General features: G+C 46.7%; 12 protein-coding genes. 4 read left to right on the forward strand and 8 right to left on the reverse strand.

What is annotated here, in order from left to right:
- Nucleotides 1-121: 121 nt before the first annotated feature.
- On the reverse strand, nt 122-670 hold the full coding sequence (locus PLE7327_RS06790; RefSeq protein ID WP_015143113.1) for a late competence development ComFB family protein: 549 nt from the start codon (nt 668-670) through the stop codon (nt 122-124).
- A gap of 80 nt (nt 671-750) precedes the next feature.
- A complete protein-coding gene (locus tag PLE7327_RS06795) occupies nt 751-963 on the reverse strand; it encodes a hypothetical protein (protein ID WP_015143114.1) in 213 nt (70 codons plus the stop codon).
- 43 nt (nt 964-1,006) lie between these two features.
- Here PLE7327_RS06795 and dapF point away from each other — a divergent pair, with 43 nt between their 5' ends.
- The 4 genes from dapF to PLE7327_RS24760 all read left to right on the forward strand — a co-directional run bounded on the left by dapF (nt 1,007) and on the right by PLE7327_RS24760 (nt 4,058).
- Nucleotides 1,007-1,852 (forward strand): diaminopimelate epimerase, encoded by an 846-nt coding sequence (dapF, locus tag PLE7327_RS06800; RefSeq protein ID WP_015143115.1) that lies wholly within the window; start codon nt 1,007-1,009, stop codon nt 1,850-1,852.
- Nucleotides 1,853-2,056: 204 nt separating this feature from the next.
- Nucleotides 2,057-2,491: a Nif11-like leader peptide family natural product precursor gene (locus PLE7327_RS06805; RefSeq protein WP_015143116.1), complete on the forward strand. Its 435-nt coding sequence runs from the start codon at nt 2,057-2,059 to the stop codon at nt 2,489-2,491.
- 105 nt (nt 2,492-2,596) lie between these two features.
- Nucleotides 2,597-3,859 (forward strand): nif11-class peptide radical SAM maturase 3, encoded by a 1,263-nt coding sequence (locus PLE7327_RS06810; protein ID WP_015143117.1) that lies wholly within the window; start codon nt 2,597-2,599, stop codon nt 3,857-3,859.
- A gap of 34 nt (nt 3,860-3,893) precedes the next feature.
- Nucleotides 3,894-4,058, forward strand: a complete 165-nt coding sequence (locus PLE7327_RS24760; protein ID WP_015143118.1) for a hypothetical protein — start codon at nt 3,894-3,896, stop codon at nt 4,056-4,058.
- Here the strand turns inward: PLE7327_RS24760 and PLE7327_RS06815 are convergent.
- The 6 genes from PLE7327_RS06815 to petD form a co-directional block, all read right to left on the reverse strand.
- On the reverse strand, nt 4,055-7,153 hold the full coding sequence (locus PLE7327_RS06815; RefSeq protein ID WP_015143119.1) for an efflux RND transporter permease subunit: 3,099 nt from the start codon (nt 7,151-7,153) through the stop codon (nt 4,055-4,057). The two genes, PLE7327_RS24760 and PLE7327_RS06815, sit on opposite strands and share 4 nt — an antisense overlap.
- A 336-nt stretch (nt 7,154-7,489) precedes the next feature.
- A complete protein-coding gene (locus PLE7327_RS06820) occupies nt 7,490-9,076 on the reverse strand; it encodes an efflux RND transporter periplasmic adaptor subunit (RefSeq protein WP_015143120.1) in 1,587 nt (528 codons plus the stop codon).
- A gap of 778 nt (nt 9,077-9,854) precedes the next feature.
- Complete coding sequence (locus tag PLE7327_RS24765; RefSeq protein WP_015143121.1) at nt 9,855-10,025, reverse strand: hypothetical protein; 171 nt, start codon at nt 10,023-10,025, stop codon at nt 9,855-9,857.
- 62 nt (nt 10,026-10,087) lie between these two features.
- Nucleotides 10,088-10,543, reverse strand: a complete 456-nt coding sequence (locus tag PLE7327_RS06825; RefSeq protein ID WP_015143122.1) for a DUF2141 domain-containing protein — start codon at nt 10,541-10,543, stop codon at nt 10,088-10,090.
- A 54-nt stretch (nt 10,544-10,597) separates the two neighbouring features.
- The gene (locus PLE7327_RS06830) at nt 10,598-10,939 is read right to left on the reverse strand and encodes a hypothetical protein (protein WP_051036395.1); all 342 of its coding nucleotides are present in this window, start codon (nt 10,937-10,939) and stop codon (nt 10,598-10,600) included.
- 146 nt (nt 10,940-11,085) lie between these two features.
- Entirely contained in the window at nt 11,086-11,568 is a 483-nt protein-coding gene (gene petD / locus PLE7327_RS06835; RefSeq protein WP_015143124.1) for a cytochrome b6-f complex subunit IV, read from the reverse strand.
- Nucleotides 11,569-11,632: the final 64 nt, after the last annotated feature.

Raw genomic sequence — 11,632 nt, forward strand, 5'->3', positions numbered from 1 at the left:
AGTTCCCATAAAACGAAAATTAAATTCTGACCTATTTTGGCGTAGCTATCAGCAGTCGGCGGTTAGATATTCACCCAAAGTTAAGAAAATCAGCCAACAGCCGCTTGCCAATAGCCGATCGCTAAACATTTCCCGTAGCACCTCGTTCGTAATTGGGGGCATAGGATTTTAGCAAGGCACTCATTTCGTCAAGAATATCCTCGCGGGTCTTTTTGCCGATCGCGTTCCGTTCTGGGAAGAATTCTGGTCTGTTGAGATAGCGACCCATGGCTTCTTGAACTTGTTCGGCAATCAAATCCCGAAGTTCTTCTTTGGCTCTCTGGCGCTGATAATCCGCACCCTCTTCCGTGGTTGCATAAAGGGGAGGCAAGCGATTGAGGGCATAGGCGGCAATATCGCCAACATCAAGAGCGCTATCATTGCCATCAACTTCTGAAACGCGCTTGACGACTTCGCTGATAACCAACTCTTCCATCACATTGATAAACTGTTTGCGAGGCATTGCTACGACTTCGCCCGTCAGCAGCGCCCCCATCAGGCGATCCAATGCCATATACTCTTCGACTGCCAGTTCGGAGGAAGTATCGCAGATGCGCCCTACCTCGGCTTCCATCGTTGGCGTGAGATAGCCATCTCTAAGAGCTTGTTCGACTATTCTTTGAATGCTCATTGCGTTATTCCCTTGAGTCTTTAAGTGCAATTTAAGCCCGACGATATTTATAGTTCCCAATTAGAACAAAAAGATCGCACTCAAGCTTTCGGTTTCAGATAGGCGATCGCTCGCCGCCAAATGAGGATTTGCTGCTCGTTTTCATCGACTAAACAGATACAATTAGAATCTTGCCAGAGGATTTTTCCCACCAGGAGATCGTTGGTGACTAATTTCAATTCAACTTCTCGTTTATCTTTGATCGAACTCTGGATTTGACGAATACTAGGCAAACCTGTGTTGAATTCAGACATAATACAAAAACCTAATTGTCATAAATAGTTAGGATATCGACATATGGTCATTGAGTTTACCAAATATCATGGACTTGGCAATGATTTTATTTTGCTCGACAATCGCCATCGCTCTGAACCGCTTATCTCGCCAGAGGTAGCGGTACAAATGTGCGATCGCCATTTTGGCATCGGTGCGGATGGAGTTATTTTTGCCCTTCCCGGACAAGATGGCACGGACTACGCAATGCGGATTTTTAACTCCGACGGTTCCGAACCGGAAATGTGCGGCAATGGCATTCGTTGTTTGGCGCGATTTATCGCACAGCTAGAAGGAACGGAAGCCGCTGGGAAATCCTATCGCATTCATACCCTAGCAGGAGTCATTACGCCTCGCTTGGAAGGAGACGAGCAAGTGACGGTCGATATGGGAACGCCTCAGTTGACGGCGGCACAAATTCCAACGACTTTGGGCAATCCCGACGAAAAAGTCATCGAGCAATCTTTAGAAGTTGCCGGGAAATCTTGGCTGGTAACTTGCGTGAGTATGGGCAATCCTCACTGTATCACCTTTGTAGAAAATACAGACGCGATCGCGCTAGAAACGATCGGTTCTCAATTTGAACGCCATCCCGTCTTTCCTCAACGGACAAACACAGAATTCATCCAAGTCATTCGCCCCGATTATCTGAAAATGCGAGTCTGGGAAAGAGGTGCAGGCGCAACCTTGGCTTGCGGAACGGGGGCTTGCGCTTCCGTCGTGGCTGGCGTGTTGACTCGAAGGAGCAATCGTCTCTGTACCGTCGAACTTCCTGGCGGCTGTCTCAAAATTCACTGGTCGGAAACTGACGGGCGAGTTTATATGACTGGTTCTGCCAAGCGCGTGTTTTCTGGGAGTTATTTTATTTGACACTCTCCCGAATCGATACCGATTTGCCATTTTGGCAACTAATTTGCGATCGCCTGGGTTAAATTGGTGACACAAATCCATTTAATAAAATGACTGGCGAACTCTGGGACTCAAAATAACGCACCTGAGTGCATACCCAGAAACCTCCAGTCTTGTCAATTCAACCTTATCAATCCTTATCAATCGAATGAGAGGGATAGGTGTATGTCCTCAAATATCTTAGAAAAAGTCAAAGAGTTTTTTGTCAGGCTAGTTAAAGATGACGCTTTCCAATCTCAACTTCAAAATAATTCAATCGACGAAGTTAGAAACATCTTACAAGAAGCTGGCTATATTTTCTCAAAAGAAGAATTTGAGACAGCTACGATTGAGCTACTCGATTTAAAAGAACGAGACGAATTTCACGAACTGACAGAAGAAGAGTTAGTGACAGCCGTTGGTGGGGTGACTGGGGGTAGCGGGATCTACGGACCCATTCAGGCAATGTACGGAGCAGTGGTAGGAGATCCCAAGCCCGGTAAGGATTGGGGTTGGCGCTTTCCAAGTCCGTTACCAAAGCCATCACCCATACCTTCTCCCTGGAAGCCGCCAGTTGACGTGCAGCCGATGTATGGGGTAGTTGTCTCAAACGATTCATAATCTTCTCTTTATGCCTGCTAGGACGGACGAGCGCTTTTGTTCTCTAACCAAGTTTTAGCAGACATTGCGATCGCTCCCTATAGTTGAGATTGAGGTGAATCTGAGATGACTTATCGCAGAACCAGTTATGCCGTTTGGGAAATTACCCTAAAGTGTAATTTAGCCTGTAGTCACTGCGGTTCGCGAGCGGGACATACCAGGGCTAAGGAACTCTCGACACAAGAGGCTCTCGATCTCGTCCGGCAGATGGCGGACGTAGGGATTATAGAGGTGACGTTGATTGGCGGCGAGGCATTTCTTCGTCCAGACTGGCTGCAAATTGCAGAGGCTATTACTAAGGCGGGGATGCTATGCAGTATGACGACTGGCGGCTATGGCATTTCGCTGGAGACGGCGCGTAAAATGAAGGCAGCAGGCATCGCTTCGGTTTCGGTTTCCATTGATGGGCTCGAAGAAACCCACGATCGCCTGCGGGGAAGAAAAGGCTCCTGGCAAGCTGCTTTTAAGACTATGAGCCACCTGCGAGAAGTCGGGATTTTCTTTGGCTGCAACACCCAAATCAACCGTCTTTCTGCGCCGGAATTTCCCCTCATTTACGAACGCATTCGCGACGCTGGCGCTAGGGCTTGGCAAATTCAGCTAACCGTACCGATGGGAAGGGCAGCAGACAATGCCAATATTCTGCTGCAACCTTACGAGTTACTAGATCTCTACCCAATGATAGCCCGCGTAGCCCGTCGGGCACGGCAAGAAGGCGTTCAGATCCAGCCTGGAAACAATATTGGTTATTATGGTCCTTACGAACGGCTCTTACGGGGACGAGGAAGCGATAGCGAATGGGCATTTTGGCAGGGTTGCGCTGCCGGACTCTCAACCTTGGGAATCGAGGCAGACGGCGCAATTAAGGGGTGTCCTTCACTGCCAACTTCGGCTTACACCGGCGGAAACATTCGAGAGCATTCGCTGCGGGAGATCGTTGAAGAATCAGAGCAACTACGTTTCAATCTCGGCGCGGGAACGTCCCAGGGAACTGCTCATCTGTGGGGGTTCTGCCAAACCTGCGAGTTTTCAGAACTGTGTCGTGGGGGCTGCACTTGGACTGCCCACGTTTTCTTCAACCGTCGAGGAAACAACCCTTACTGCCATCACCGGGCGCTCTTTCAAGCAGAGCAAGGCATTCGGGAGCGCGTCGTTCCTAAAGTAGAGGCGCAGGGACTACCTTTTGACAATGGGGAATTCGAGCTAATTGAAGAGCCGATTGATGCTCCTTTACCAGAAAACGATCCCCTGCATTTTACATCCGATCTCGTCCAGTGGTCGGCAAGCTGGCAGGAAGAATCCGAGTCGATTGGTGCTGTAGTTGATTAAAATTTGATAGGAAATTACGAGGAGGCGATCGCCGATGGTCGAAAATATAGACAACGAGCGAGAGAAATCGGCAAATGAAATCGAGCCAGAATCTCTCCTATTGCCCCGTCAAGCTTGGCAAAGTCAAATTGCCTATCTAAAAGCGATTTTGAAAGCCAAACAAGCTCTAGATCGAATAGAAAAAAGGTATTTGCGTTAACTTCTACTGCTATATCCACTCAAATTTTGCACCTTTACTGGAGCTAATTTTTTCTCTCCGGTTAACCGACGCAACCAGCGATAGAAATTATAGATATAAGTGAATATAACGGGAACGACCACTAATGTTAGCAAGGTAGAAGTGGCAAACCCCCCAATCGCGGCGACTGCCATGGGACTGCGAACTTCTCCGTCTGCTCCCAACCCCAGGGCAATGGGCAACATTCCAGCGATCGTAGAGATGGAAGTCATCATAATAGGTCGAAAGCGGGAGATACTAGCATCAAATACGCTCTTAAAAAGCGATTTGCCCGCTTTAATTTCTATTAAGGCAAAATCTATTAACAAAATAGCATTTTTGATAACCAATCCTACCAGGAGGACGATCCCGATGAGGGCATATAGCCCAAACTCTTTCTGGGTAATCAATAGGGCTAAGAAAGTACCTCCCACCGATAGCGGGAGAGATGCCAAAATGCCAAACGGATAAAGAAAATTGTTATACAGGAGCACGAGGATGGCATAAATTGAAAGGATTGAGAGTCCCAAAGCGCCTAAAAACCGACCGAAGATCTCGCGCATAATTTTGGCATCGCCTGCGGGTTCTTCTGTGACTTCGGGAGGTAGAGAATTCATAGCGGGTAAGGCTCTTACTTTAGCGACGGCTTGTCCGAGGGACAGACCTTGCAAATTGGCGCTCAATTCCACCTGTCGATTCCGGTTGAAGCGCTTAATTTCTGCCGGACCGCTGCCTAGGCGAATATCGGCTACCGCGCTGAGGGGAACTAAAGTGCCGTCATTGCCAGGAATGCGAAGATTTTTCAGAGTTTCAATATCGTTGCGCCGTTTGGGTTCTATCTGAACTCGAATGGGAATTTGTCGGTCGGGAAGATTAAATTTTGCCAAGTTAGAATCGTTATCGCCGATGAAGGCAAGCGAGGCAGTTCGGGCGATCGCCTGTACGGAAACGCCTAAATCGGCTGCCCGTTCGGCATTTGGTATGATGACAATCTCCGGTTTGACCAAACTAATAGTGGAAGTAACCTCTACCAAACCCGGAACTTCGCGCATTTGTCTTTCTACTTCATTGGCAGTTTTCGTCAGAACGGGAATATTTTCGCTCTTGAGGACGATCGTTAAATCCTTGTTACTGCCCGCCCCGCCTTGGGCGCGAAAACTAACGCGAGCACCTGGAATTTGCGAAAATGCTTCGCGCATTTCTTCCTGAAATTGTTTCTGGGAGATGTCCCGTTGCTCTTTGGGCGTAAGTTTAACGTAAATAGTTGCATTGTTAATTCTGTCCTCATTGCCAATGGTAGCTAGAACATTTTCAACGGCAGGCTTATCTTTAAGCAAGCGATAGATTTCTTGGCTGACTTGTTCGGTTTCTTGAAGCGTAGAGCCGGGGGGCAATTCGACAGATACGGTACTCAACCCCGTATCGCCGCTATTAAATAAGCCTTTGGGAATGAAAGGAATCAGTTGTACGCTGCCGATGAAAAACGCGATCGCGATTAACATTGTCGTAATCCGATGTCTCAGCGCCCAAGCCAAAATGTTGCGGTAAGGTTGTATGCGATATTGGATTTTTGAATTTTGAATCGTGGATTTCTTTTTCGGTTTCAAAACATAAGCCGCTAGCATTGGGGTGAGCGTGCAAGCGACGAGGGTAGAAAAAATAGTCGAGACGGCAATAGTTACGCCAAAAGGCATAAAAAATTGCCCTGCTACCCCTCCCATAAAGGCAACCGGAATGAAAACGGCGATAATTGTGGCAGCCGTCGCCAAGACTGCTAAGCCCAATTCTTTTGCACCATCTAATGCCGCTTGCATGGGTTTTTTACCCATCAACAAATGCTGGTCGATAATTTCGATCATGCACACTGCATCGTCGATTAAGTTCCCAATCGCCAGCGCTAGTGCCAGAAGCGTCATATTATTGAGGGTGTAGCCAAAAACTTTCATCATGCCGAAGGTAGCAATGATGGAAAGCGGCAGAGACAGCGCCGTAATTAAGGTTACTCGCGCATTCGACAAAAATAACCCGATGGTAATTACTGTCAGCAGGCAGCCAAAGACCAGATCGTTAATCATGTCTTGGTAAGAAGCCCGAATCGCATCGGCACGAGTAAAAATTAAATTAAATTTGATATCTTGAGGCAGCGTTTTTTTCAGTTCTTCTATCTTTTGGCGCACGCCTTCTTCAACGCTGACCAGGGTACTACCCGTACTCCGCCGCACGGAAAAAGCGACCACGGGTTTTCCATTTAGAAATGCCGATTGTCGCGCTTCGCCACGGTCATCTCTGACTTGACCCAAACTCGATAGCGGGACTGAATCCCCTCCCGGCAATACGATGGGATATTTTTGTAAATCTTCGACGGTTTTGGCACTGCCTAAAGTGCGGACGTTTTGTTCGCTGCCGCCGATTTCGGAGCGACCCCCAGGCAAGTTAACATTAAAGTTGCGAATTTGGTCGTTAACTTGAGTCGCTGTAATGCCATAGGCTTGCAGGCGACTCGGATCGAGATCGACGCGAATTTCTCGGTCGAGTCCGCCGAGGCGATCGATTTGGGCAACGCCCGGAACATTGACCAGTTCTCGATTAATTGTGCGATCGAGGAGATCGCTGAGTTCGGCGACGGATCGCTTCTGGGAACTGACGGCGTAAGTCATGACCGCACCGCCAGCAAATTGTACTCGCTTGACGATGGGGTCGTCGATGTCTTGGGGTAAGTCTTGGCGAATTCGATCGATCGCGTTGCGAACGTCATTGGTAGCGCGATCGCTATCCGTTCCCAAGACGAAATTAACGGTTGTGGTAGAAGTGCCGTCGGTAACCGTTGAGGTAAGCTGGTCGATATTGCCGATGCTGGCGATCGCGTCCTCAATTTTTTTGGTGACCTCGGATTCGAGTTCTTCCGGTCCTGCGCCGCGTTGCGTTACGGTAACTGTCACCGATGGAACGTCAATATTGGGACTATTATCGATACCCAGGCTTAAAAACGAAAAAAATCCAACTATTGCTAGAACTAGGAAAGTTACGATAACAGGAATCGGATTTTTAATCGACCAAGCAGAGATATGAAATGACATTTGAGTGATTTTTATTAGTTAATTGTTATTAATTAGGCATCAAGTAAAAATCAGTAGTGCGAGCGAGACGCTCGCGCGAGCAAGATGCCCGCACTACGAATTCAAAATTGTTCGACTTATTATTGCAAAACTCTTTAGTTGCAAAACAAAAGTTACTTCCTGGCAGGCGACGAGGAAAAAATAACTTCTTACTAATAGCGTTCATTGAAATCAATTTATTGAAAACTAGATATCTTCTGTACGAGGAAAAAATAACTTCTTACTAATAGCGTTCATTGAAATCAATTTATTGAAAACTAGATATCTTCTGTACGGGTAAGGCATGTTTTGCTCCTACTAGGGACTGATAACTGAGATGCGATCGCCGTCTTTGAGATAGGCTGCTCCTTTAACGACGACGCGATCGCCGGCTTGCAATCCCTCGACAATTTCAATGCGATCGCCCGAAAGAAGCTCTCCTGTTTTAACTGGCTGTGCCTTAACGGTTTGGTTTTCTTGAAGGACATAGGCGATGGAACTACCATCTGCTTGCGGTAAAATGGCTCCCATCGGTGTAGTTAAGCTAGTGGCGGTAGAGGTCGTAATCGAGGCACGCAAAAACATACCCGGTTTTAAACCACTCTGGGCGGGTAAATCGACTTCCACTGTTGCTTGACGGGATTCTTCATTAACGATGGGGATAATTTCTCTCACTCGTCCTACCAGTTTCAAGTTACTATCCACATCAGAAGTAATTTCTACCGATTGTCCCATACGGATGAGAGGCAGTTGCGTTTCAGGAACCTTAACTCTCAGTTCTAAGCGCCCGTTTTCAATGATGGTAAATAGTTTTTCAGAGGTTGAGGTAAGATCGCCGACGCGAGCCTTTCTTTCGGCAATTTTGCCGCTTACAGGCGCGATGACTCGCGTATCTTTCAACTGTGCCATAACTACTTTAACTTGTCCTTTGGCTTGGGCAAGTTTGGCGGCTGCTTGGGCAATTTCCTCTCGACGGGCACCCGTTTCTAGTTCTTTGAGTTTTTGCTGTGCTTCTCGCAGTTTTGCTTGTGCTGTATTGAGGGCAGATTGCTTGCTGCGTTCTTCGTTGACGATCTCGTCGAGGCGATCGCGCGCGATCGCGCCTTCTGCTTCTAGATTCCGATTGCGTTCTACTCGCTTTCTGGCTAATTCTAAATCGGATTCAGCTTGCATTGCTTCTGCTTGTGCCATTCTCACCTGTTCTCTCGCCCGTTCGATTTCTTCCGAACGATTTCCCGTCCGTAGTTTCTCTAAATTGGCTTCTGCTTCGGCAACGGCTGCTTGTGCCTGTGTCAATTCTGCCTGGAGAACCGAATCATCGAGTTTAACCAGCAATTGTCCGGCTTTGACAAAATCGCCTTCATCTACTAAAATCTGCTGAATTTGCAGTCCCGTTGCTTGAGAGGTGACGGGAGTCATTTCAAATGCCGCTACCGTACCCGTCGCTTTCAAGGTGCGATTGACGCGAGAGGTTTTGACTTCTGCTACGGTTACGCTTTGAGCAGGAACTCGAACGTTAGCCATAGGTTCGACAGCAGGACTTTTAACTGATTTGTGCCCTGAAAAAGGTAAAAAGCGAGTTCCTATCAGCGTTATTCCAATGCCAATGCCAACACCTAGCAACACGGCGCGTCCGCCCGATAACCAAGGACGAGAAGGTTTTTCTTGCCGATACTCGATCGCTTCGTTCTCTTGGTCTTCTTCCAAAGCGATCGAAGAAACAACTGATTTACTTTTTTTTTCACAAGGTAGAGAGGAGGTTTTCCCGTTTTTTTCGAGGAATAATTTCTCTAGCTGTAACTCATCGTAAAGCTGCGAGGCTAGGTATGGCTCCGATCCATTTGTGTCAGCTATAGGCTTTTTGTCTAACTCAGGAGTGTTTTCATCAAAGTTTTCTTGAAACACGACTATCCCTCGGGTAATAGGTATAGAAAATTCTTTATGAAGAATTGTTAATTATCGACCTTATCTAATGTAGCGAAAAAATAGAGCATTGCTGAATGCGATCGCGTCAAACACCGTAAAAAAGTGCGACATATAGCTGTAATCTTTATTTAAACGGTTTTCAGCTTTTATTATCAACCTCTCCTTTCCAAATCTCGTCGCAAATCGGTCTGAATTCTACAACCCTAATTGATTGCCATCATCCTGCCAAGCTAATTGTTAGCGATCGCGATTTTATTGAGATTGAGGAATAGTGAAAGTGACTGTCCTCGCTAGTTTAATCTTTGCGTCAGGCAGGATTCGGAAGGTAACTGACCTGAGTGGTTCGCCTTCTGTGTATTCAACTGTAAAAAGTCCGGCGCGAATATCCCTTCCTTCTGGGAAGACTCACGTATCTGTTCCCATAACCGTACAGCTTGAGCAGTCTAGTTGACTGCTCTTGGGAGCAGTATTTTCCGAGCAACTATCTGACTTGAAAGCGACGCGAGTCGTTTGGCGATTGTTCCATTCGCGCGGCGCAAAGGCTTCTGAGAATGGAATTGGAGCGGGAATAAAACTTAAAGCCGCATCGAATAGTCCCGATACAACAAAGTTTTTAACCTCTTTTGTATATAGCAGCTTAACGGTGTTTCTGTTCTTGTCACTCCGAATCCACTCGCGCTCTTCCCCATCGTTATCGAGTCAAATTTTTAGGACTTGCGGAGGTTCTTTGTGACAGTTAGAATTCTAAGGAAATTTTTCACACAGCTTCTGGCGATCGACCTCTGACCTCTATTGTGGTAGTTTCTTGTTGTACTGCTGGCGGCTCATTTTCTTGAGCGTGGGTTTTCTGAATTATCGTACCGTTGATGATGATTGCGGCTGTTATCAACAGCGCAGGTTTACCTACTTTTCTAGCAAGAATTATCATTGTGCTTTATATCCAATAAATTAAAGGATGACTGCGAATACGAGAACTGCCGCAGCTTTTGACTAGAAGTAATTCAACTGAATCTGAATCTTTGTACTAGAACCCAAGACCAGGACGACAGCATCGTTAAACTTGGGCGGCCCCGTGCGTATGACTGGATTTCTAGAAAACCCAAATCCTTCCACCGGAATTCCTAAAGCGTTGCGATTCGCTTCACCATCGTTATTGGCATCGTGGAGAACTGCGACAGCATAACTGCCGGGTTGCAAATTCTCGAAGGTTACGAGTTGTGGCATGGCTGTAATTGCCATACACTGATTTTGTACCGCCTCGGTTCCATTACTTGGGAAGCCTTTGCCACTGGCAAATAGACTCAAACAAATTTGCCCTTTTTGGTTTCTCAGTCCATCAACCTCAACGGTTAATTGGCTGCTGAGTTCGGCTTGGACAGAGGACGGAAGCGCTAAACTTCCCAGTACTGCAAATAATGGAACATTGTCTGGAAATTTTAGCAACATAAATTCCTTCTTTGACTATTGAACGCTCATTAGGTAAGCGAGCGAAAAAAAATATTAGCGGATCTCAATCCCCTCTAGCAAAACAGGAATCATCTCCTCAGCCATCTTCTCTTTGGTTGCAGTCTCCCCCGGTTTGTAAACAAAAGGAATGCTTTCTAAGACAGACAAAAAAAAGCCTGTTAGCAATTTGGGATGGACATTGCAGATTTTGCCATTAGCTTGAGCTACAGCAAAGAGTTGCATAATCGGTTCAAAGGTTGATTGAAAAGATACTCGCAAAAGACGCTGTTCGGCTTTCTTACTCAGAGATGGCATATCTGATTGTATCATGCCAAGGAATTTTATCGGCGGTTGGGAGAGAAACCAATCAGCAGCCGCTTGAAGTTGCGATCGCAACTCTTTATCTGCCCGATTGAAAGCATTTTGTAGCCCAACTCGATCTAATGAATTTTGCGGCAGCAGTTGTTAAATAGACTTATCTAACACAAAAAATGCCTGCGATCGCAAGACAACCGCAGGCACCGGATTAAACTCGACTTGTCTTAGAACAAACCGAGAGTCAAGGATTTGTCAATTGGGAAAGTAGCGCCAGCACCCAACCAAAGTGTTACCACAGTTCCAAACAGGAACATTGCGGTAGCAACTGGACGGCGGAAGGGGTTTTGAAATTTGTTGACGTTTTCGATGAAGGGAATGAGAATCAACCCCAGAGGAATCAAAGCTTGGCAAGCGATACCCAACAGTTTATTAGGCAGAATGCGCAAAATTTGGAATACGGGGTAGAGATACCATTCTGGTAGAATTTCCAAGGGAGTGGCGAAAGGATTGGAAGGTTCGCCAATCATCGCAGGATCGAGAACGGCTAAAGCAACAACTAAGCCAATCGTTCCCAGAATCACAACGGGGAATACATAAAGTAGGTCGTTGGGCCAAGCAGGTTCGCCATAGTAGTTATGACCCATGCCTTTGGCTAGTTTAGCCCGTAGTTCTGGATCGCTCAGATCCGGCTTTTTTAAAGTAGCCATGCGTTTGTTTTCTCCTTAACTAACTCAGGATCGGTTAATCTTAGTAGATTTAGATTAAATCTCA

Origin of the sequence: Pleurocapsa sp. PCC 7327 (assembly GCF_000317025.1) — a bacterium.
In the GTDB taxonomy this organism is placed as follows: Bacteria; Cyanobacteriota; Cyanobacteriia; order Cyanobacteriales; family Microcystaceae; genus Hydrococcus.